Origin of the sequence: Dietzia sp. IN118 (genome assembly GCF_032905965.1) — a bacterium.
Classification (GTDB): Bacteria; Actinomycetota; Actinomycetes; order Mycobacteriales; family Mycobacteriaceae; genus Dietzia; species Dietzia kunjamensis.
In genome coordinates, this window is the sequence record NZ_JAUMSR010000001.1 from 254,452 (window position 1) to 276,463 (window position 22,012).

Annotated in this window: 21 protein-coding genes; 9 read left to right on the plus strand and 12 right to left on the minus strand. The window is 71.0% G+C overall.

Translation table 11 applies throughout. The annotated features are described in order from the left end of the window. Positions 1-74: 74 nt before the first annotated feature. The gene (locus Q2K20_RS01295; RefSeq protein ID WP_006898371.1) at positions 75-368 is read left to right on the plus strand and encodes a transposase; all 294 of its coding nucleotides are present in this window, start codon (positions 75-77) and stop codon (positions 366-368) included. Beyond that, a complete protein-coding gene (locus Q2K20_RS01300) occupies positions 365-1,249 on the plus strand; it encodes an IS3 family transposase (RefSeq protein WP_204650704.1) in 885 nt (294 codons plus the stop codon). Before Q2K20_RS01295 ends, Q2K20_RS01300 begins: the two co-directional genes overlap by 4 nt. Here the strand turns inward: Q2K20_RS01300 and Q2K20_RS01305 are convergent. From Q2K20_RS01305 to Q2K20_RS01325, 5 genes are all read right to left on the minus strand, one after another. Continuing rightward, positions 1,221-2,459 carry a DUF222 domain-containing protein gene (locus Q2K20_RS01305; RefSeq protein WP_317176541.1) on the minus strand — a complete coding sequence of 413 codons (1,239 nt, stop codon included), beginning with the start codon at positions 2,457-2,459 and terminating at the stop codon, positions 1,221-1,223. The two genes, Q2K20_RS01300 and Q2K20_RS01305, sit on opposite strands and share 29 nt — an antisense overlap. Positions 2,460-2,612: 153 nt before the next feature. Further along, positions 2,613-3,107 (minus strand): SRPBCC domain-containing protein, encoded by a 495-nt coding sequence (locus Q2K20_RS01310; protein ID WP_317176542.1) that lies wholly within the window; start codon positions 3,105-3,107, stop codon positions 2,613-2,615. A 32-nt stretch (positions 3,108-3,139) separates the two neighbouring features. After that, positions 3,140-4,351, minus strand: coding sequence for an alpha/beta hydrolase family protein (locus Q2K20_RS01315; protein ID WP_317176543.1), 1,212 nt, complete (start codon positions 4,349-4,351; stop codon positions 3,140-3,142). Positions 4,352-4,388: 37 nt separating this feature from the next. Next, complete coding sequence (locus Q2K20_RS01320; RefSeq protein WP_317176544.1) at positions 4,389-5,339, minus strand: PspA/IM30 family protein; 951 nt, start codon at positions 5,337-5,339, stop codon at positions 4,389-4,391. Between the two features lie 71 nt (positions 5,340-5,410). Beyond that, on the minus strand, positions 5,411-6,862 hold the full coding sequence (locus Q2K20_RS01325; protein WP_317176545.1) for a hypothetical protein: 1,452 nt from the start codon (positions 6,860-6,862) through the stop codon (positions 5,411-5,413). 424 nt (positions 6,863-7,286) lie between these two features. Between Q2K20_RS01325 and Q2K20_RS01330 the strand changes: the two genes are divergently transcribed. From Q2K20_RS01330 to Q2K20_RS01350, 5 genes are all read left to right on the plus strand, one after another. Beyond that, positions 7,287-8,306, plus strand: coding sequence for a hypothetical protein (locus Q2K20_RS01330; RefSeq protein ID WP_317176546.1), 1,020 nt, complete (start codon positions 7,287-7,289; stop codon positions 8,304-8,306). A gap of 117 nt (positions 8,307-8,423) precedes the next feature. Beyond that, a complete protein-coding gene (locus tag Q2K20_RS01335; protein ID WP_313312159.1) occupies positions 8,424-8,921 on the plus strand; it encodes an NUDIX domain-containing protein in 498 nt (165 codons plus the stop codon). Positions 8,922-8,954: 33 nt separating this feature from the next. After that, positions 8,955-9,590: a hypothetical protein gene (locus Q2K20_RS01340; protein WP_313312161.1), complete on the plus strand. Its 636-nt coding sequence runs from the start codon at positions 8,955-8,957 to the stop codon at positions 9,588-9,590. Continuing rightward, positions 9,587-10,237, plus strand: coding sequence for a copper chaperone PCu(A)C (locus tag Q2K20_RS01345; RefSeq protein ID WP_317176547.1), 651 nt, complete (start codon positions 9,587-9,589; stop codon positions 10,235-10,237). The genes Q2K20_RS01340 and Q2K20_RS01345 overlap by 4 nt, the downstream gene beginning before the upstream one ends. Continuing rightward, complete coding sequence (locus Q2K20_RS01350) at positions 10,230-11,516, plus strand: Dyp-type peroxidase (protein ID WP_313312165.1); 1,287 nt, start codon at positions 10,230-10,232, stop codon at positions 11,514-11,516. Before Q2K20_RS01345 ends, Q2K20_RS01350 begins: the two co-directional genes overlap by 8 nt. Before the next feature lie 132 nt (positions 11,517-11,648). Here Q2K20_RS01350 and Q2K20_RS01355 read toward each other — a convergent pair whose 3' ends face one another. From Q2K20_RS01355 to Q2K20_RS01370, 4 genes are all read right to left on the minus strand, one after another. Then, complete coding sequence (locus Q2K20_RS01355; RefSeq protein WP_317176548.1) at positions 11,649-12,671, minus strand: SGNH/GDSL hydrolase family protein; 1,023 nt, start codon at positions 12,669-12,671, stop codon at positions 11,649-11,651. 80 nt (positions 12,672-12,751) lie between these two features. Further along, positions 12,752-13,840, minus strand: a complete 1,089-nt coding sequence (locus Q2K20_RS01360; protein WP_132062400.1) for an SGNH/GDSL hydrolase family protein — start codon at positions 13,838-13,840, stop codon at positions 12,752-12,754. 103 nt (positions 13,841-13,943) lie between these two features. Next, a complete protein-coding gene (locus Q2K20_RS01365; protein WP_069389488.1) occupies positions 13,944-14,996 on the minus strand; it encodes a beta-ketoacyl-ACP synthase III in 1,053 nt (350 codons plus the stop codon). Positions 14,997-15,188: 192 nt separating this feature from the next. Further along, positions 15,189-16,130 carry an SRPBCC family protein gene (locus tag Q2K20_RS01370; protein ID WP_132062556.1) on the minus strand — a complete coding sequence of 314 codons (942 nt, stop codon included), beginning with the start codon at positions 16,128-16,130 and terminating at the stop codon, positions 15,189-15,191. Between the two features lie 78 nt (positions 16,131-16,208). Between Q2K20_RS01370 and Q2K20_RS01375 the strand changes: the two genes are divergently transcribed. Both Q2K20_RS01375 and Q2K20_RS01380 read left to right on the plus strand, forming a co-directional pair. Then, positions 16,209-17,498 carry an MFS transporter gene (locus tag Q2K20_RS01375; RefSeq protein WP_313312170.1) on the plus strand — a complete coding sequence of 430 codons (1,290 nt, stop codon included), beginning with the start codon at positions 16,209-16,211 and terminating at the stop codon, positions 17,496-17,498. Further along, complete coding sequence (locus Q2K20_RS01380) at positions 17,491-18,297, plus strand: fructosamine kinase family protein (protein WP_313312173.1); 807 nt, start codon at positions 17,491-17,493, stop codon at positions 18,295-18,297. Before Q2K20_RS01375 ends, Q2K20_RS01380 begins: the two co-directional genes overlap by 8 nt. Positions 18,298-18,302: 5 nt before the next feature. Here the strand turns inward: Q2K20_RS01380 and Q2K20_RS01385 are convergent, their stop codons facing one another. The 3 genes from Q2K20_RS01385 to Q2K20_RS01395 all read right to left on the minus strand — a co-directional run bounded on the left by Q2K20_RS01385 (position 18,303) and on the right by Q2K20_RS01395 (position 22,006). Continuing rightward, on the minus strand, positions 18,303-19,562 hold the full coding sequence (locus tag Q2K20_RS01385; RefSeq protein WP_313312175.1) for a PQQ-dependent sugar dehydrogenase: 1,260 nt from the start codon (positions 19,560-19,562) through the stop codon (positions 18,303-18,305). Positions 19,563-19,674: 112 nt separating this feature from the next. Then, the gene (locus Q2K20_RS01390; protein WP_119192914.1) at positions 19,675-20,889 is read right to left on the minus strand and encodes a PQQ-dependent sugar dehydrogenase; all 1,215 of its coding nucleotides are present in this window, start codon (positions 20,887-20,889) and stop codon (positions 19,675-19,677) included. 211 nt (positions 20,890-21,100) lie between these two features. Next, on the minus strand, positions 21,101-22,006 hold the full coding sequence (locus Q2K20_RS01395; RefSeq protein ID WP_067717235.1) for a MaoC/PaaZ C-terminal domain-containing protein: 906 nt from the start codon (positions 22,004-22,006) through the stop codon (positions 21,101-21,103). Between the last annotated feature and the right edge of the window lie 6 nt (positions 22,007-22,012).

Genomic DNA, 22,012 nt, shown 5'->3' on the forward strand with positions numbered 1-22,012 from the left:
AGGTTGGACCGTTCCCGCTCTGGTGGACACCCGGAGATGAGCGGTGAGTTCCCCCAAGATAGAGGGAGCGGATTATGGGATCTACTCGTCGGAGCTTCACTGCCGAGTACAAGGCCAACGCGGTAAGTTTGGTCATCGATGATGGCCGTGCGATCGCCGAAGTTGCACGCAGTATCGGCGTTCACGAGATGACGTTGGGGAAATGGGTGAAGAAGACTCGAGACGAGGGAAACGGTGAGTCTGACCGCCCGTTGAATGAGGACGAGCGGGCGGAACTCGAGCGCCTTCGCGAAGAAGTGAAGCACGCCCGGATGGAGGTGGAGTTCGCAAAAAAAGTAGCGACCTGGTTCGCGAAAGACCCGCGGTGAAATTCGCGGCTATCGCGGACTGGGCTGAATCCGATTCATATCCGGTCACGTTCATGTGTGCTCAACTCGGCGTATCGACTTCTGGCTACTACAAGTGGCGCGGCAAGTCGCGCTCAGCTCGAGACCTCCGAGACGACGAGTTAACAGCGCTGATCGAGTACCACTACGAGCACCTCAACGGCCGTCCCGGCGTTCGGCGCATGCGTGCGGAACTCGCCGCCGGCGGCCACCGGGTCTCGCACAAGCGGGTGTGGCGGCTCATGAAGGTCGCAGGTCTGGAAGGCCGCCACCCGAAGGCGTGGAAACGCACCACCGTCGCCGGAGACAGCCCCGTTGGGGCACCTGACCTCATCGGCCGCGACTTCACGGCGGCCGAGGCGAACACCAAATGGTGCGGCGATATTACTTACGTACGGACCTGGAACGGCTGGGCGTACCTGGCCACCGTCATCGATCTGCACTCCCGGATGGTCGTCGGATGGGCCGTGGCCGACCACATGCGAACCGAGCTGGTCACCGACGCACTGGACATGGCCATCGCTCGTCGTCGACCACCCGGAAAAGTCATATTCCACAGCGATCGCGGAACTCAATACACGTCCACCGACTTCGATAAGTACTGCACGAAAAACAATATCCGACGATCATTGGGGCGCACTGGCATTTGTTTCGACAACGCGGTCGCAGAATCATTCTTCGCGAGCTACAAGAAGGAACTCATTCACACGCGCCCGTGGCCCACTCTAAAAGCACTCAAAAAGAGCACATTCACCTGGATTGAGGAGTACTACAATAGGGCCCGACGACATTCCACACTGGGCTATTTGACACCAGCCGAGTTTGAACTAGGATTCAGAGACATATACGAACTCGCCGCTTAATTGCAGTGGCCACTTTAGCGGGAACACTCCAGGTGCCGTCGCGTAGGCGGATGCGGTGGGCCAGTTGGTCGCTGATGCGGTAGCGGTGGGCGTTGTGGGGGTTGTCTGCGGCGCCGGGTGCGGTGTCGGGCACGGTGATGGTGGCGCCGGTGCTGCGGGTGAGCAGTTCGATGAGGGCGTCGATGGTGGCCGGGCCGCCGCGGGGGAGGTAGACCTCGGGTTCGCCGTCGGGTCCCGGGGGTGCGAGCACGGTGATGGTGGGGCGGATCTGGGTGGCCGGCGGGCGGTGACCCGCACCCGTGCCCGCCCCGGCGCCCGCGGCAGTGCTGGCGCCCCCGCCCGCACCCGTGCCTTCGCCTGTGCTGGTGTCGGTGTTGGGGTGGTCGAGGAGGGCGGTGACGAGGGCGTCGGCGCGTAGTTCGTCCATGCTGCGGATGTTGTCGGTGTCGAGGGCGTCGGCGCCGTGGCGGCGGGTGTTCTCAACGCGGGTTCGGGTGTCGCGGTGGCGTTGGTCGGTGGCCATCGTCTGCAGGAGAGTGTGGATGGCGAAGGCTTCGGTGGCGGTGAGGTGGGCGGTCAGGTCGGCCATGCCGTCGAGGCCGCGGCGCAGGGTGACGCGGCGTTCGCGGACCGCGGCGGTGCGGCGCAGGCGTACGCCTGCGGGGTCGTGGGCGGCGATGATGCGGTCGGTGTGGGCCAGGATCGCGTCGCGTCCGGGGCGTCTGCCGGCGGCGAGGGCGGCCAGGAGCCAGTCGATGACCTCGCGGTGGACGTCGTCGCGGTGCAGGGAGTCCACGGTGCGCATGTGGCGTGCGAGCAGGGTGGCGGTGGCTTCGTCGAGGCGGCCGGTGTCCATGGCCTCGACGAGGGAGGGGAACTTGGTGACCAGGGTGATGGCCAGGGTGAGCAGGCTGCGGGCGCGGTTGTGGTGCACGCCGTAGGCGGCGACGATCTCACTTGTGGCGATGGACAGGGGGTCGATGACGGCGTGTTCGGGGCGTTGGTCCAGGCCTGGGCCGTAGCCGGCGGCGATGTCGCGCAGTTCCTGTTCCTCGCGGCAGGTGGCCCACAGGTCGTGGCAGGCGCGCAGGCGGGCGGCGGCCGCGCGGTTCTCGGCGTGCAACGCGGCCAGGGCCGCGGAGCTGGCGGCGGTGACGGCGGGACTGTCGGCCACGGCGCCGGCATCATCCCCGGTGGTTGTCTCCCGCATGTGCACCCCCTTGCCGGCGGTTGACCGCCACGACCCTGCTTCGCCTGTGTGTTCGATTGGGGGAACACTAGCAAGGGGGTCCGACATGAGGCTCTCACCTGCGAAAACAGGTGGAGGGCGCGCAGTCGAAGACCGCAGCGGCGACCAGCTGTCTCAGCCGCCCAGCAACGCCCGGTAGTGGTCGGCCAGCGCGGGGTGGTAGTCGGGGGAGAAGCGCAGGGTCTCCGGATCGCGGCCCGCCTCGGCCTCGACCAACCGGTCCAGATAGAAGTCCCACCCGGGACCGATGTCGGACGCGGACTCGGAGTCCGCGATGTCCTGTTCCAGGGAGATGGTGACCTCGTCGTCGTCACCCTCGATCCGCACGGTGACCACCCAGCCGTCGGGACCGATCCTGACGACGAGGAGGTCCGGCGCCTCACACCGCAGTACTCCGACGGTCTCGGCGGGCGAGCCCTCCTCGGCGGACATCGTCATCTCGACGGTGCCCGACGCCGGGTCGCCCGACCACGACCCGATCCAGCGCGCGGTGCGGGCCGGATCGGTGACGGCCGCCCACGCCTCCTCCCGGGACAGTGGCAGTTGGCGGGGGAACACCACGGCGCCCGACGGGGCGAGGTATCCGGAGGCCTGGGGTGTGGTGGCCATGGCGACTCCTCACGTGAGGGGCACCGCGGTGGTCAGCGCAGCGCTGGCATCAGCGTATCGCGCATCGGGGCGACGAAACGGCCGAAGTTGTCCCAGTTGTGCAGGCCGGTGGGCAGGTAGTCGACCCGGGCGTCGATGCCCAGTTCATCGAGCCGCTGGTCCATCTCCACGGTGCAGGCGTGTGTGGCGACCTCGAGCCCCGCACCCTGGGTGAACCGCAGCAGGTCGCGGCCGTTGCGATCCCATTCGCCGGCATCGGGTCGGCCGGTCGCGGTGGCGAAGTAGAGGGCCTTGCCCCTGAGCTTCTCGGCGTGGAGGAGGCCGTCGTTGTCCCGGTAGGCGGGGTCGGTGCGCGGGCCCCACATGTTGGCGATGTCGCCGCCGCGCGTCTCCGTGACGATCTTGGCGAGGATGAACCCGAGGTCGTCGCGCGCCGTGTAGCAGCCGGCGATCGCGCCCACTGCGTCGTACAGGTCGGGGCGCAGCTCGGCGATGGTGACGGCGCTCGCCGCGCCCATCGACAGTCCCGCTATACCGCGCTTGCCGTTGAACGGGATGTCGCCGGCCTCGAGCAGCGGTCGGAGCTCGTCGGTAAGGAAGGTCTGCCACTTGTTGCGGCTCAGGACGGGGTCATCGCGCTGCCAGTCGGCGTGCAGTGACCCGTCCGCCCGAGCGGGCATGACGAGCGTGACGTGCTCACCGGCGAAGGTGCGCTCGACCCCGCCGGGCAGGAGCCACCCGCTCGGGGAGGGGGAGTCCACCCCGTCGAGGAGGTACAGCAACGGTGCCGGGGCGTCGGTGGCCGGGCGCCAGATCTCCACCGGCAGGACGCGGTTCATCGACTTCGACGCCACCCACCAGCGTTCGAAGCGGGGATCGCCGCCGGCCACCAGAGGGTCGCCGATCTCCACGCGCCGCACCTCGCTGACGGTGACGGGCTCGGACTCCATGCCGATCGGCGGGGTGGCGGCGGTGTTCTGCGAGCCGGTGCCCAGGGGCGGGAGGGTGCCCGAGCCGGTCAGCGACTCCGTACCGGTGGAGCCGGTGGAGCCGACCGTCGCCGCGCCCGCGGCCGCGCTCGACGGGTCGACGCTCCCGCCGACCGTCGTCAGTGATCCGATACCCGGTGAGGAACCGCCGGGCAGGGATTGCGCGAGGGCCGGGGCCGCCGTCCCGCCGAGCAGCGCCGCGGCCAGCGCGGAAGCGAGCAGCGGTAGGACACGGGGCGTGCGGTGAGTGGTCACCGTGACACGATATGTCGCCCGCGTCGCGAGCAGGAATCTACTCCCTGGTGTCCCGGGGGAGCGTGGGGCCGGAGAGGTCCTCGGGGCTCGGCTGGTCGGTCGCCTCGTCGGGGTCTCTCGGGGCCTCCGGGTCCGCCTGGCCGGGCGCCCCGGCCTGGCCGGTGGACGACGCCGCCGGCGACCCCGCCGGCGACCCCGCCGACGACCCGGACTGCCCCTCGCCTCCGGTGAGCTGGCGGTCGGCACCGGAGTCGGAGCCCGAGTCGAGCCCCATCGAGGCGCGGATCTGCTCGAGCTTGCTCTTGCCCTCGGATTCGCGCGTGAACGCGGCGGCGTCGAGCTGTGCGGTCGATGTTGCGCCGGTCGCCTCGGCGAGCTCCTGCTTGCCCAGTGCGGTGGTGTAGCGGCCCTCGATCTTGGCGCGGATCTCGTCGAAGGTCGGGGAGTTGCCGCCGCCGGCGCCCTGCAGGGAGCTCATGGACTCGGTGGTCCGGTGCTGCATCTCGGCCTGGGTGGCCTGCAGGAGCAGCTGATCCTCCTGCGCCAGCGTCTCGCGCAGCCGCTGTTCGGACTCCTTCACCGCCTGCTTGGCCTGCTCGGCGGCCTGCACCGCCTGGCCGTGCAGCTGCTTGGTGTGGTCCAGGTCCTGCTCCAGCGCCACCAGCCGCCCGGCGAGCTGCTCGGCCTGGGAGTCGAACTGCTGGGCGCGGGCGGTGTCACCCTCGGCGCGCGCCTGCTCGGCCACCTGCAGGGTCTGTCGGATCTGTCCCTGCACCTCGTCGAGCTGCCGCGTCTTGGTGCCCATGGCGATCTCGAGCTGCTTGGCGTTGCCGATCACGGCGGCCGCCTGGTCGGATACCGACTTGTGCTGGTCGCGCGCGTGGTTCATCGCCTGGCGCACGAGGATCTTGGGGTCCGCGTTGTCGTCGACCGACTTGTCCAGCGAGGCCTTGAGGTAGTTCCAGCCCTTGGCGAAGGGGTTCGGCATGGCGGCGTCCTTAGATGTCTCGGTGTCAGGGGTCGGTGTCAGGTGTCCCGGCGGCGGTGCGGTTCGTGCTCCTACCTCTTGACGGTACCGATCAGCGCGGCCACCGGCAGGGCGGTCCGTGGCAGGTACGGCTGACGCCACAATCCGCCGGATGCCGCTCCCGACGACTCGTGCTGCCATTGCACGTCCACCTGCGGCCGGCCCACGTTGAGGTCGTGGACCATCAGCGCGGCGAGCAGGGCGGCGGAGGTGTCGGGCGCGAAGATCTCGATGCCGAAGGCGTGGGCGCCCTTGTAGGTGGCGGCGAGGATCTTGTTCTTGGTCACCGAGTGGGTGTCGGTGGCGGGGGCGACGTTGATCGAGACTGTGTGACCGTCGGCGAACGCCGTGGTGGCGCGCCAACGCTGCACGCGCTTGGCCAGGGTGTAGTTGGGCCCCTGCTGGGGGACGAGGGCGTCGTGCACCGCCGGGCCGTGGCCGGCGGGGTAGTTGCGGGCGAAGACCTTCCCGCGGGCGACGGAACCGACGAGTCGCTTGACGTCGGTGATCCTGCGCGACGCCAGTGCCGCGTTGGCGGCCTCCCGCACGCCGGAGGGGACGACGAAGGTGTCCATCGGGGTGGCGAGGTAGGCGAGTGCGTTGGCGGTGTTGTCGCGGAGGAGCTCGACGACGAGGGCGTCCGCGGCGGAGGAGAGCTGGACGTGGGTTCCGCCGTCCGCGTAGAAGTAGCTGCCGACGGTGAGCGGTGCGGGGGCTGTGGACCTGGCCCATGCCGCGAGTTCGGGGAGCTGGGTCAGCAGGTCGATGCCGGGGCGGCCGTCCGGTCCGGTGGGCATGTGCAGGCGGCCGGCGAACGTAGAGGCCTGGCTGCGGAAGCGTTCCCACGCGGGGCTCGACGGGAGGTCGACGCCCATCACGTCGGCGCCCCACTGCAGGAGGCGCCGGGCGGGCCCCATCTCCGAGCCGAGGCCCAGGACGAGCACGGCGCGGCCGGGCAGGGAGAGCCACTGCGGGTTGTCCTGGACGAGTTTCAGTGCGTCGGCGCAGCTGGGTTCGATCACGCCGGCCGCGACCCACTTGTCCAGGCGGGCGCGCAGGAGCTCGCCGGTCAGTTCCTCGCCGCGGAAGGGGATGGAGAGTTCGCGGACGGGGGTCGCCGTGCCCTGCATCGTGTCGGTGCCCGGGGCGGCGGCGGGGGCGACGACGGCGAGGTAGTCCGTCATCGGGGTCTCCACGGGGTGTCCGTCGACGTCGTGGACGCCGACCATGCGGGACTGCAGCGACTCGAGGGCGGTCCGCGCGACCCCGTCCCAGGCTGCCGGGTCGGATACTCCGGCGCTGACGACCTCGGTGAAGGGTTCGATGTAGCCCTTGCGCCAGTCCTTGATGCCGTGGACTCGCTCGGAGGCGGCCGGGTCCACGGTGGAGAGTGCGTCCGCGACGACGTCCTTGGCCAGCCGTCCTGTCGAGCGGCTCCCGGAGGAATCGGTGGGGAAGAGGACTCCGGTGGTGCTCGATGCCATGACGCTCCTGATGGTCGGGAATAATTCGAGGTTAACCTCAACTTCGGCCGGATTGTGTTCGCTTCGCCCACTCTCGCCCGAGTACGTAACGGTGCTACCCGAATATGTGATTAAATTCACCGACGGCATATTCGTTACCCTTTAATCAGTGCACGTTTATTTCTTAACTTTTGCATATACCGAGGTCGGACGGCGAGAACGCATGCGGGACGTCGGTTATCGCGTCTAGCTGCGGCATTGGCCAACCGTCCGCCGTGGGCGTGTTGCTGTGTCATCTGCGAGCGTGATGTAACAGCCCTGAGGATTGTCTCGATAAGGTGATGACACGATCGAACGGCGGGTGGTCAACACCACATGCCGGGCCGGCGAGCAGGGGGAGATTCCGAGTCGCCGCGTCGTCAACCTCGAAAGGAAGGCAATTCCTATGAAGAACGCAAAGCGAATGATGGCCGTCATCGCGGCCTCCGGCCTCGCGCTCGGCTCCATGCCGGGCATCGCCAACGCGCAGGGCAGCGAGGGCTTGCTCGATCTCAACCTCGACCTGGTCGTGGGCCAGTCTGTTGACCTGGGCGTCAACCTGGGCCTCGGTTCGCTCGGCGTGGACCCCGCCGAGCTGACTGCCGGCGAGTTCCCGGCTCTGACCGGTTCGCTGGACGACCTCGACGGAGCCGGCTCCGATGACCTGGCTGCTGGTTCGGACGACTTCGGCCCGGCGCTCGAGGAGGCCCTCGAGGCCGGTTCGGCGGGCGGGTCCGGCTCGGACACGATGTTGGCCGGTACGGGATCGGATGAGCTGACTGAGCCGGGTGGTTCGTTGGATCCGGAGACCGGTTCGCTCGCGGAGTTGACTGAGCCGGGTGGTTCGTTGGATCCGGAGACCGGTTCGCTCGCGGAGTTGACTGAGCCGGGTGGTTCGTTGGATCCGGAGACCGGTTCGCTCGCGGAATTGACTGAGTCGGGTGGCTCGCTCACCACGCTGACCGGCTCGCTGACGGAGTTGACTGAGCCGGGTGGTTCGTTGGATCCGGAGACCGGTTCGCTCGCGGAATTGACTGAGCCGGGTGGCTCGCTCACCACGCTGACCGGCTCGCTGACGGAGTTGACTGAGCCGGGTGGTTCGTTGGATCCGGAGACCGGTTTGCTTAACACGGTCGTCGCCGGCTCGGTCGAAGCGCTTGAGGCGGGTTCATCGAACCTTGGCTCCAATGGCTCTGATACTGATATCTTCCTCGGCTCCGATGCCGCAGGCCTCGCGACCATCGGCTCGCTGGCGGTAGCTGGCATCGGCATCGGCCTCGCCGTCTCCGGCGGCGTCAACCTCCCGCCGCTTCCCGAGATCAACGTGGGGCTCGTCTGCAACCTGCCGCAGGAGGGTATCGACTTCCTCAAGTACAACGGCTCCATGGAGCAGGATGAGTGCGAGCCCGTGGAGGAGCAGAACTGAGGTTCTGCCCCATCCACGCTGACTGAGTCAGCGACCGGATAGCTCCCCGGCGATCCCCCGTCGACCACACGGTCGGCGGGGGATCCGCCATTTCGACCTCCGGATACGCTCTCGGACATGGCCACCCCCGACTTCGTCCTCGAACTCCGCAAGCACGTGGGCTCCGCCCCGCTGTGGCTGGCCGGAGCGACCGCGGTCATCCGGGACCCCGAGGGCGCCCGCGTACTGCTGGTCCGGCGCAGCGACAACGGCTGGTGGACCCCAGTCACCGGCATCGTCGACCCCGGCGAACACCCCGCCGACGCCGCCGTCCGCGAAGCCCACGAAGAAGCCGCCGTGACCATCCGCGTCGACCGCGTCGCCTCCATCGGCGTCTCCCGCATGGTCACCTACGACAACGGCGACCAAGCCCAGTACATCGACCACACCTTCGCCTGCACCTACCTCGGCGGCGACCCCCACCCGGCCGACGGCGAGAACACCGACGTCCGTTGGTTTGCCGTCGACGACCTGCCAGAGATGCGACCCCACATGCTCGCCCGGATCGACGCCGGGCTCGCCGACGAGGAACGCGCCCGCATCGTCACCACCACCGAGGGCGCCACCTCCGGATAGCCCGCCACACCCCCCGGGGCATAGAATCGAGCCATGTCCGCCGACCGCCTCCGCGCCGAGGTCCCGCCCGCGGTGACCGCGATCGTGGGCATCGTGGTGGCGCTGGTCAGCGGAGTGTTCGGCATCAGCGCCCACGGACTCGCCGCCGGCGCGCTCGCGGGCCCTCCCACGGTTGGCCAGATTCTCTCCGTCGCGTCCGCGAGCGCCGGGGTCGGAGTGGTGACCGCCGCCGTCGCCCGCCGCCGGGCCCCCGTCCTCACCGCCGCGGCCGGCCTGATCGCGGGACAGGGGCTCGTCCACCTCGTGCTGGCCAGCGGGCACACGCACGGCACAGCCGGCACGACCGGGGCACTCGGCCACCACACCACCGACCCCGTAGCGCTCCGGGCCGCGATGGACGGCGCCGGCTTCGCCCCCGCTTCCTCCGCGGCCGCACTACTCACCCCGGGAATGCTGGGCGCCCACGTGGCTGCGATCGCCGTCACGCTCGCGCTCGTCGCGGTCCTCTCCGGGACCCTGTCCTGGCTGGCGGCTCGGATACCGCCCATGGTGGAGACGGCCCACCTCGTCGTCGTCGCCCGACTCCTGGCCTCCTACGACGCCGACACCCCCCGCGGACGGTTCCTCCTGGCCCGCGGGGGAACCCGCGCGCCGCCCGTGGCCGTGTGACCAACACCCGCACCGGTACGCGCCCCGCGCTGCCGGGCGATCACACACACCACACCGAGGACTCCCACACCATGCGTACCCACACCATGTCCACCCACACCCGTGCCGCCTTCGTCGCGGCCTCCGCACTCGCGCTCGCCCTCACCGCCGCCTGCGCGACCGACGACACCGACACCACGACCGCCGCCGCGACCGACACCGCGGCCGTCACCCCCGCCTCCACGACCATCGCCTTCGAGGACGGCTGGGCCAAGGCCACCGGCACGGGGATGACCGGTGTCTTCGGCACCATCACCAACCCGGGCGACACCGACCTGCACCTGACCGGCGTCGACAGTGATCTCGGCGGCAGCGCCGAACTGCACGAGACCGTCCCCGGAGGCAGCGGGATGATGATGCAGGAACGCGAGGACGGCTTCGTCATCCCCGCCGGCGGCGAGCTCGTCCTGGCCCCCGGCGGCAACCACATCATGCTCATGGAGCTGGACGAGCCCATCACCACCGGCCAGCAGATCACCCTCACCCTCGAGTTCGATGGCACCGAGCAGGACGTCACCGTCTCCGCCCGCGACTTTCGGGGCGGCGAGGAGGAGTACGTCGGCGGCGATCACGGCGGCGCGGACGGAGGCATGAGCAACGATGGCTGACCAGGCCCGTCGCGGTCTGTCCCGGCGGTCGGTGCTCAGCGGCGGCGTCGCGGCGGCTGTGGGCGCCGGCGTCGTCGGAGGTGCTGCCGTGGGGGGTGCCGCCGGGTACGTGGGGCGAGGTGTCGTCGACGACGACGAGGTGATCGGAGACTGGAAAGCCGTCGCCGACTCACGAGTCGTCGGGGCGGCCACCGAACCGTTCCACGGCCCGCACCAGGCCGGCATCACCACGCGACCGCAATCGCATGCCGCGTTCGTGGCGTTCGACATCGTCCCGGGGGCGACCCGCACGGAGATCCAGGGCGTCCTGCGGGCGTGGTCCCAGGACGCCGCACGGCTCACCCGGGGGCGAGGCGGACTCGCGGACCTCGAACCCGAGCTCGCCGAGGATCCGGCGCGGCTCACGGTGACCATCGGGTTCGGGCCCGGGCTGTTCGACGCGATCGGGATGCCGGAGAAGCGGCCCACGTGGCTGGCGCAGCTGCCGGCGTTCCCACAGATCGACCAGCTCGAGGACCGGTGGTCCGAGGGGGACCTGCTGCTCCAGATCTGCGCCGACGACCCGGTGATCGTCTCCCACGTCGCGCGGGTGTTGGCCTCCGGCGTGCGGGGGGTCGCCCGGCAGAAGTGGGTGCAGCGGGGCTTCCGCAAAGCCGTCGGCACCGACCCGACCGGGCGGACCCAGCGCAATCTGTTCGGGCAGATCGACGGCACCGTCAACCCCACCGAGCAGGACGTGGACTTCGATCAGATCCTGTTCTCCGACGGCACCTCTTCTGACGGGCAGGTCCAGCGGTGGATGCGGGGCGGGTCCTCGCTCGTGTTGCGGCGGATCCGCATGACGATGGACACGTGGGAGGAGATCGACCGCACCTCACGCGAGCTGAGCGTCGGCCGGCGGCTCGACACCGGCGCCCCGCTGACCGGGGTGCGCGAGCACGATCCGGCCGACTTCGAGGCGATCGACGAGGTGGGCCTTCCGGTGATCCCGGCGGAGTCCCACATCGCGCGAGCGAGGCAGCTCGAGCGGAGTGAGGCGATGCTGCGGCGGCCGTACAACTACGACGACCCGCCGGAGGGCGGCGAGATCAGCAACTCCGGTCTGCTGTTCACCGCCTACCAGGCCGACCCCGTGCGGACATACGTGCCGGTTCAGCGGCGGCTCGCGGAGCAGGACGCGCTCAACACGTGGACCATCCCGATCGGGTCCGCCGTGTTCGCGCTGCCGCCCGGCGCGCCGGAGGGCGGGTACGTGGGGCAGGGGCTGTTCGAGGGGTGACGGGCGCCCGCCTCACGACGCAGCCGCCCGCTCACGCGGCAGCCGCCCGCCGCGACGGTGTCTCGCCTGCGCCGCGGTGCGCGCGAGACGCCATGCCGGCGGGCGGCTGTGGCGGTATCGGTGTGGCGGCGGTCAGATGGCTGCAGCGATCGCGTCGGCCATGGCCTGCTGGCCCAAGGCAGTGGGGTGCATCGGGTAGGCGCCGGTCGGGGCGCCGCCGAGGAAGTCGGTCCAGCGCTCATCGGCGTCGCCGCACGCACTGCGGTCGACACTCGCGTCGACGGGCAGGACTGAGACGTGACCGTTGCGGACGGCGGCGGCGTCGACGGCGGCGTCGACGGCGGCGTTGATCTTCGCGGTCACCTCGCGGGCCCACTTCACGTCGTCCGGGACGAGCCGCTCGGTGAACGCGCAGTCCTCACCTTCGGCTGGCATGAGCGGCAGGTACTGGGTCGCGACGACCGTCGCGTCCGGCGCCTTCTCCTCGATCAGGGCGTAGATCGTGTCGACCTTCGTCGCGACCGGAACATCTCCCTCGGTACCCGCGCCGAAGACCGAGTCGATGGCGGCGGAGATCTCGCCGTCGAGTTCCTCCCGGCAACTGGGGACGGTGGCGTAGTCGTCCTGCTTGGTGATGCAGTTGACGATCTCGCCGAAGCCGACGTCGTTGCCGCCGATCGACAGGGTGATCAGATCGGTGTCGGCGTCGAGGGCGTCGAGCTGGGCGGGGACACCGTCGTACTGGAATCCCGTAAGGCTGGGGATGATCGCCCCGCCACACGTGACGTCGGTCAGCTCGACGACCGCCGGGTTCCTGTCGAGCTCGTTGGGATAGTTGGTCAGACTGCGGCCGCACCGGGCGGCGGGGCCGTCCGTGACCACGGGGTCCGTCTGGTTCCCGAACGCAGCGTAGGAGTCGCCGAGCGCCACGTACTCGGCGTACGCCGGGGAGGCGAGCGATCCGAGGGGGCCGGTCACGCTACCGGGGGCGTCGATTGACGAACCGAGCGAACTGACGGCGATCGCTCCGTCGGCCTGAGTGGTGGACTGGGCGCTGGCCAGGGGAGAGCCTGCGAGCGCGACAGACGCGGCCAGGGCGAGGGAGGTGGTGAGGGTGCGGGAACCGGCGAAGCGGCGCCGAGGAGTGGTGAGCATGAGCTCTATGTTCTCTCATCGACGCCGTTTCGTTACCGAATTGGGCCCAACTGGACAGTCGTCAGGTGACGTGACCGGACTCAGGCATCGCCCAGCGCGGCGAGCACCCGATCCGCGACGTGCGCATGGCCGGCGGTGGTCGGATGGACCGGCACCGCGCCCGTGTCCAGCCCGGTGAAGTCCACCCAGCGGTTCTCGGGCGGGGTGCACATCGAGTGGCCCGGTTCATCGGGGATCACGACGGTGGCGCCGTTGCGCTCGGCGGCGTCGCGGACGACGCGGTTGATGCTGTCCTGGAAGCCGCGGACCTTGGCCCGCTGCTCCCGGCTGATCGCCATGAACGGAGCGCAGGCCGGGGATTGCTCGATGATCCGGTCGTCCGCGGGCACCGCGGCCAGGTACCCGACCGTCACCACGCGGGCCTGCGGTGCGCGCTCGGCGATCCCGGCGTACACCGCGTCCATGCGCTGGTCGAGAGTCTCGAGCGCGCGGGCGGCCTGCCTGTCGATGACGTCCGAGCACCCGGCGGTGGGATCGAAGCCCTTCGACAGGCTCGCCGTCGCGCCGTCGACGAGCGGCAACAGCTCGGGTGCGGTGTTGGGCCGCAGGGCGCACGCCACGATCACGGCGGCGAAGCCCACGTCATTACCGCCGATCGTCATGGTCACCAGGTCGGTATCGGCGTCGAGGGCGTCGAACTGGGGAGGAGCCCCGGTCCGGCCGACCGCGAGGAAGTCGTCGGCCACCGCGCCACCGCAGCTGGCGTTGACGAACGTGCCCACCCCCAGCTCGCGGGCCACCACGGTGGGATAGGCGTCGTCCGTGCGGACGCAGGCGACGGGGCCGGCCCCCCACGCGCCGGGTGCGATCTTCCCGACGGCCGCGTAGGAGTCGCCGAGAGCCACATACTTGGACGGGCCGGTGCCCGCACCCGACAGGACGGTCGGGCCCATCCCGGTACCGGTCACCTGACCGGCGATGGTGCCGCCCAGGGTCTGCGCCGACCCGGCGGCGAGCTCGAGCGGGGAGGCCTGCGGGGCGATGGGGCCTGGGATGGCGGGAGCGGCCCCGGCGGGGGCCGCCAGCAGCGGGGACAGCAGGGCGGCGGTGGCCGCGACGGCACCGGCGACCAGGCGGCTCGCGGCGCGGCGGGGAGGAGACGTGTGCATGGGATCACTGTCTCATCAACACATGTCTAGTTGGCGTCCCTCCCGAGGCCTTCCGGGGCACGCGGGGAGGCCTCGGGAGGCCCCGGGAGGGACGCCCGGCCCGTCAGTCGACGGGCGGGGCCGCGGGGAGTCGGACGACCTGGCCGGCGTAGGAGAGGCCGGCGCCGAACCCGATGCACAGTGCGACGTCGCCCTGCTTGGACTGGCCCTCGCGCAGCATGGTCTCCATGGCCAGCGGGATCGAGGCGGCCGAGGTGTTGCCGGTCTGCTCGATGTCGTTCGCGATCGCCACGGTGTCGGGCAGACCGAGGTGCTTGGCCATCGCCGAGTTGATACGGCCGTTGGCCTGGTGCGGGACGAATGCCTGGATCTGCTCCGCGGTCACGCCCGCCGTCTCCAGCGTCTCGGCGCACACCTTCGAGACCTGCACCGCGGCCCAGCGGAACACCTTGGACCCGTCCATGGTCAGGTAGGGCTGCAGTACGTCCTCGGCGCCGGAGTCGACCTCGTCGATGTAGGCCTTGAAGTCCTTGGTCTGGCTGATGGCGCTGCCCTGCTCGCCGTCGGAACCCCACACCACCGGGCTGATGTCGTTGGTTTCGGAGGGGCCCACCACCGCGGCACCGGCGCCGTCGCCGAAGATGAACGCCGTGTTGCGGTCGGTGAAGTCGATGCCGTCGCTCATCTTCTCCACACCGATCACCACGACGTACCGGGAGGCGCCGCCACGGATCATGTTCGTCGCGACCGCCAGGCCGTACCCGAACCCGGCGCAGCCGGCGGTGAGGTCGAACGCGGCGATGCCGTTACGTCCGAGGTTCGTGGCCACCTGGGGCGCGGCGTGGGGCACCTGCGTCCAGTTGGTCGACGTGCACAGGATGACCGCGTCGACGAACTCGGGGTCGATCCCGGCGGAGACCACGGCCTTCTTCGCCGCCTCGGTGGACATCATGACGATCGACTCGTCGGCGCTCGCGAAACGACGGTTGAGGATCCCGGACCGCTCGTAGATCCACTCACTGGTCGAGTCGATCGTCTCGCAGATCTCCTCGTTGCTGACGACGCGCCCGGGGCGGTACGCGCCGATACCCAGCAGGGTGGTGCCGGTGGCGCCCCCGCTGGTCGCGATGGTCACGGTCTCGTTGGAATCCGCCATACGGATGTAGCTCCTCGTCGGTGTGCGGTTCGGGATCGGGCCGTGCTCACGCGGCCCGTGACGTTACTTCCCCGCAACAGTACTGGGGTCGGTGGGAACATCGGCGCATACGACCGCGACGTTTCGCCCCCGACAGCGCCCACCCCCGGCGATGCCCACCGCCGACAGCGTCCACGCGCGTGGGCACCCGGCTCACCCGCGGGCGAGCCCCTCGAGCCACTCCCGCCAGCGCGGCGCGTCCCAGGTAGGAGGGACGTCCACTGCGGCGGCCCCGAGCGGTCGGCCGTCGCTACCGGGGGCGTCGACGTACTCGAACACCCGCACCGCCAGCGCGGCCCGGCCGACGGCGTCCTCGTGGGTCTCGCCGGCGGGGAAGGCGAACAGCTCGAGCATGCCGTCGGCCGGCGCCGAGAGGATGAGCGTCCGCGAGGCTTCGGACCCGGTCGCCACGATGCCGCCCACCTCACCGGACCTGGCGACCACGCCGCCGTCACCCGGGTTCCCGCCCACACCGGACGCCGGGGCGATGAGCGCTGCCGTGACCCGGGCCCACAGCTCCGGCACCGTGGCCTCGACCGGATCGGTGGCCGCGTCCACGGTCACCACTCCGTCGGCCGGGCGATGGGTCAGCCGGTGGGCCAGCACCGTCAGCGCCTGCACCCACCCGTCGAGACTGCCATCCACAGACTCCTCCGCCAGTTGCCCGCCGGAGCCGAACCCCGACCGCAGGGTGAGCACGCTGCCGCCCTCGCCGTCGTCGACCACCTCACACGACGTCTCCCACGGCGGCACCGGGACGCCCTCGCCCATCCAGTCCCGCTCGGCGTAGGAGAACAGTCCGGGCACACTCCCGGCGGGCGGCGCGTAGACGGTGATCTCGCCGACCGTCGCGGTGAGCATCGCCTCGGCCGCGGCCTCCGGGCCGGTCGTGGGATCGGGGGCGCCGGGGTCGGCGAACTGCACGATCCGGCCCCCGACCTGGGGTTCCATCGCGCACGGCACGAACCAGGAGGAGATGCCCTCGCCGGTGGCGACCGCGTCCCACACCACCGCGGGCGCCACGGGGAGCGGCACCCGGCACGCCACGCGCCGACCGCCGTCCTCGGTCTCGATCCCCGCCGTCACGTCGTACACGGGCGTACTCCCCTCACCGGTCCGCTGCTCTTGCCGCGTAACGCTACCGGCGCGCCGGCCGGACGTAGTGTGGCGGTCGTGAGTGCGACGACCGGGAGGCGAGTGGGTGGCGGTAGTGCCCGGACCGGTACCACCCGCGGACCGATCGCAGCGACCGCCCTGCTCTTCGCCGCCAACGGTGCGATCTTCGGCGCCATCGTGCCCCGCCTGCCCGACCTGAAGAACGCGCTCGACCTGGGCCCGGCCGGATTCGGCCTGGCCATGGCCTGCTATCCGGCCGGCGCGCTGGTCGGCGGCCTGCTCACCCCCGCGTTGATGCGGCGGCATTCGGACGGGGCGGTCGCGGTCGCGGCGATGGTCGTGGCGTCGGGTATCGCGGCACTCGTCGGCTTCTCGCCCGTCGTGGCCGTGTTCGCGGGATTGCTGCTGCTGTTCGGGCTGACTGACGCGATCACCGACGTGGCGATGAACGCCCACGGGATCCGCGTGCAGTCGCGTCACGGCAGGTCGCTGATCAACCGGTTCCACGCGGTGTGGTCGCTCGGCGCGGCGCTCGGGGCGGCCGGGGGATCGGTGGCCGCGGGCACCGGCACGCCGGTGGTGGGGCAGATGATCGTGGCGGGAGTCGTCTGTGCGCTCGCCGCGCTGGCCGCACTTCCCCTCCGGCTGGGTCCGCCGGTCGCCGAGGACGACTCCGGGCGCGACCTCGACACCATGCCCCCGTCCGCCGCGTCGTCTCCCGCCGAGCGGCGCGTCTCCCGCCGCGTGCCGGTCGGTCGCGCGCTGCTGCTCCTGCTCGCGCTGGGGGTGCTCGCCGGATGCGCCACCCTCGTCGAGGACTTCGCCCAGACCTGGTCCGCGCTCTACCTGCGCGAGGTCGCGGCAGCGGGCGCCGGCCTGGCGGGTCTCGGGTTCGTCGCGGTGCAGGGCACGCAGCTCGTCGGTCGCGTCACCGGTGACCGCCTGGTCGAGGGGTTCGGCCCGGCGCACGTCGGCCGGATGGGCGGAGCGTGCGTGGTGCTGGGCTCGGGTGCTGCGCTGGTCGCGTCGTCGCTGCTCGACGGCCCCGCCCTGCTGATGGTCCTGCTCGCGGGATTCGCGCTGGCCGGGTGGGGCATCGCCACCGTGATCCCGGGTGCGATGGTCGCCGCCGACTCCGTGCCCGGCCTGGCTCCCGGCGCGGGCCTGGCGGTGCTCAACTGGGTCCTGCGACTGGGCTTCCTGGCCTCCCCGCCGCTCGTCGGTCTCATCGCGGAGCATGTCGGGATGCGCTGGACGGTCGTGCCGATGCTGGTGGGCGGCGTGCTCATCGCCGCGCTCGCGGGGCCGCTGCTCGGCCGCCACACGAGGGGAGATCGACGTGGATGACCGGGTGTTCGTCAAGAGGGGCTCCCGCCACGGCCCCGACTTCTTCCGCCACGAGGCCGCGGGTCTGGCCTGGCTCGCCGCGGCCCCCGGCGGGCCGAGGGTGGTCCGGGTGGAGGAGGTCGACGACGACGAGATCACCCTCGAGAGAATTCCCGCGGGTCGCGCGACGACGCGGGCGGCTCTGCGGTTCGGTCGGTCGCTGGCGGCGATGCACGATGCGGGCGCGGCCGCCTGGGGCGCACCCGCGGACGGCTGGGCGGGCCGGTGCTTCATCGGCAACCGGCCCCAGGAGTGTGCGCCCACCGCGTCGTGGGGCGAGTTCTACGCCGAGCAGCGGGTCCGCCCGTTCGTCCGGATAGCGGTGGACCTCGGTGTCCTCGGCGGCGCCGACCTGGCCGTGGTGGAGCGGGCCTGCGACCGCGTGGCGTCCGGCGAACTCGACGACCCCGGCGACGTCCCCGCGCGCCTCCACGGCGACCTGTGGACCGGCAACGTGCTGTGGACCCCGGCGCGGGCCGACGGGGAGGGCGGCGGAGAGAACGACGTCGAGGCCGTGCTCATCGACCCCGCCGCGCACGGCGGCCACCGCGAGACCGACCTCGCGATGCTCGCGCTGTTCGGCTCGCCGCACCCGGACGAGATCCTCCGCGGGTACGACGAGGCGCACCCGCTTCGGGAGGGATGGCGCGACAGGGTCCCGCTGCATCAGCTGCACCCGCTGGCCACCCACTCCGCCGGGCACGGCGCCGGCTACGCGATCGCACTGGCCGACGCCGCCCGGCAGGTCCTACGGCTCTAGGCCGGTCAGCCCGCCGCCGGGCTGATGCTGAACACGGAGTCGCGATTGTCGGCGTCGGAGGTCGTCACCAGCAGCGAGCCGTCGGGCTCGGGCGCCAGGGACCGCAGGCGACCGAACTCGCCCTCGAGGAGCACCGCGGAGTCGACGACGGACCGCCCGTCCTCGCTGAGTCGGAGGAGGACGAGCTTCTGGCTCCTGAGGTTGGCCATCGCGAGCGCCCCCTCCCACTCGCCCCACTCGGATCCCCGCAGGAACTCGATGTCGGCGGGCGCGAGGGTCGGGGCCCCGGAGGACCAGACGGCCTCGACCGCGTCCGGGAACTCCTCGGTGTCGGTCATGGGGACGTTCTGGTTGTAGCGTCCGTCGACGTTCGGGTTCCAGCCGTAGTTCGCGCCCGGCTGGAGGAGGTTGACCTCGTCGTGGGCGTCCGGCCCGTGCTCGGCGGAGTAGACGCGCCCGGAGTCCGGGTCGATCGCCAGGCCCTGCACGTTGCGGTGGCCGATCGTGTGGATCACCGAGTCGGAATCTCCGGCCGGGGTGCCGTCGGGGTCGATGTGCAGGGTCTTTCCGGCCAGCGAGTCGAGGGACTGTGGGCCGGTCGGGCCGTAGGTGTCTCCGGCGCCCACGTAGATCGACCCGTCGGGGGCGGCGAGCAGACGGCAGCCGCTGTGGATGCCGTCGGCGCCGAGGGGAATCCCGGTGAGGGTGTCACGGACCCTGGTCATGGTGGTCCAGTTCTCGTCGACCTCGAACGTCGTGATCCGGTTGTCGCTCTCACCGTCGGCCGATCGCGACCAGCACACGTGGATCTGACGGTTCTGCTCGAAACCGGCATCCACGGCCATGCCCATGAGGCCGCTCTCGGACTGGCGGACGAGGCCGGGCAGGTCGATCTGCACCGTGCGCTGCTCCGCGCCGGGCTCCTGCACGACCATCCGGCCGCCGCGCTCGCCGGTGAGGAGGGTGCCGTCCGGCGTGCGGACCACGTCCCAGGGGATGTTGAGCCCCTCCATGACGGTGGTGGCGCGGACCGCCGGACCCTCCACCACCTCGACGCCGTCCCCCGCACCGTTGCCCACCTCGGGCGGGAACAGGACGCCCGGCGGGATCAGACTGGTGTCGAGCGACCCGGAGGAGCCACCGGGCAGGCTGCTCTTTGCGAACGCCACGGCGGGCATGACGACGACGACGGCGGCAGCGGCGGCGGCCCCTGCGAGGGAGCGGGTGCGGGTGCGGGACGAACGGGATATAGCGCGGTCGTGCACGGAGAGCTCCCAAGAGCTCCCTGCTGTGGTGTGAGAAGTGATGCGAGCCACAGGCTAGGGGTCACGAGCGGGCAGCGGTACCGGTCCGGGGCCGCGGCCGGGGCCGGGTGACTCAGCCCGCTGCGGGCCGGACGCGCAGGACCTTGTCCGTGCCGCCACCGTTGGAGGTGGTGACGAGCAGCGACCCGCCGGGCTCCGGGGTGATCGATCGCAGGCGGCCGTGTTCTCCTCGCAGGATCGCTGCGGTCGTGGTGACGGAGGTGCCGTCCTCGGACAGCGTCATGAGGACGATCTGGCTGGTCTTGAGCATCGCCACCGCCAGGGCTCCGTCCCACTCGCCCCACGCGGGGTCGTCGAGGAACGCGATCCCGCCCGGAGCGAGGGTCGGGTCCCCGGAACGCCACGCCGCCTCCACCGCATCGGGGAAGTCGCCGGTGTCGGTCATCGGTACGTTCTGGTCGTACCGGCCGCCGGAGTTCGGGTCCCATCCGTAGTTGGACCCGGCGAGCACGAGATTCACCTCGTCGTCGACGTCCGGCCCGTGCTCCGCGGCGACGATCTGGTCGGAGTCCGGCCGCAGGGCCAGCCCCTGCACGTTGCGGTGGCCGTACGTCAGGACGGGGGAGTCGCCGATGGTGTCGTCGGCCGGCTCGCCGTCGCGGGTGATGTGCAGGATCTTGCCCGAGAGCGACTCGGGGTTCTGGGGCGCCGGGCCGGTGAACGCATCGCCCGTGCCGATGTACAGAGTGCCGTCCGGATGGACCAGGATGCGGCAGCCCGAGTGCAGGCCCCGGTCGGCCAGCAGGATGCCGTCCACGAGAACCCGGGGCGACTCGAGGGCGGACCAGTCCTCGGTGGCGGTCCAGGAAGTGACGCGGTTGTCGTCCGCCTCGGCCGAGGAATGGCAGGTGTACACCTCGCGGCTGGTGGCGAAGTCCCCGGACAGTGCCATCCCCATCAGGCCGCTCTCGCCCCGGTCGTACAGCTCGCCGAGGTCCGCGTCGACAACGGTCCGCTCCCCGCTCCCGCGGATCGCGTACAGGGTGCCCGAACCCCGCTCGCCGGTGACGATGACGCCCTCGGGGTCGCGGACGACGTCCCAGGGGATCGTCAGCCCGTCGGCGACCGTCTCCACCTCGACGACGGGGCCCTGTGTGGCAGGTTGCCCGGGGGGCTGCGACCCGACTGGGCCGGCGCCCGGGGCGCCACCGGAGTCGGTGCCATCCGGGTCGCTCGTCGTCGAGCAGGCGGTGAGCGTGACGACCACGGCCACCGCCACGAGGGCGGCCGGCCGGGCGAGGAGGCGGGGGAACTCGGTGCGGTGCACAGCTACTCCTGGGCCGGGGTGAGGGGATCCGGAAGGGCTCCCTCCCTGCGGCCGAACCTATTCGACGCGCGGGCCGCGCGACACCGGATCTCGGCCCGGCGGGTCCGGCCCGGCGACGAGAAGAGCGTCCCGCACACGTCGCCCGAGAGGCAGGTGTGCGGGACGCTCTTCTCGACGACGGAGCCCGGTCGGGCCGCGTGCCGGGTGGGGCCTAGAGCTCCTCGATGCTCGCGGTCGCGTGCACGGTGCCCAGCTTCTTGGGATTGCGCACGGTCAGCGACCAGGCGGGATCCCCGGCGCCGCCGCGACGGGCGTAGATGCCCAGCCTGGCCGGCAGGATCACGGGCTTGCCGAACTCGACCGAGTAGCGGGCCCGCTCGGGGATCCCGCCCTCGACCGTGCCGAGCAGCGTGGCGGCCGTCCACATGCCGTGGGCGATGACGTTCGGGAAGCCGAACGCCTTCGCGCCCACCTTGGACACGTGGATGGGATTGCGGTCCCCGGACACGGCCGCGTACTCCGCGATCTGCGCCTCGGACACCGACTTCACCACGGTGGGGTCGCCGATCTCGGCCGCGGTCGGCGGCTCGGGCCTCGGCGGGCGCGGGGCGTCCTTGGCCGGGGTCAGCGAGGTCCGCCGCTTCGAGAGCAGGCCCGACCGTTGCACCCAGGCGGGCTCGTCGTCGTCACCGGTACGGATCTCGGTGACCACGTCCAGCAGCAACCCGGCGGGGTGCTCACGCAGGTTCTCGGCGTGCGCCCGGATGTTGAGCTCGTCGCCGACCCGCAGCGGGCGGCGCGATTCGATCTCGTTGGTCAGGTGCACCGACCCCATCGCCGGCACCGGGTAGTCCGGATCCAGCATGAGCTGCATGCTCAGCGGGAACGCCAGGGTGAACGGGTAGGTCAGCGGCAGCTCGTCGGTCAGCCGCAGGCCACAGACGCGGGCGTAGGCGGCCAAGTTGGCCACGTCCACGCGCACGCCGGCGACCTCGACGCCCTTCGACGGCATGGCCTTGCCGTCGCGGGAGCCGCCCACGACGGGCAGGGCTCCCACCGCGGCCTTGCCGTACTGGGCGAGCAGGTTGGGGATGGCGGGAAGGCGGGTGTACTCCACGTCAGA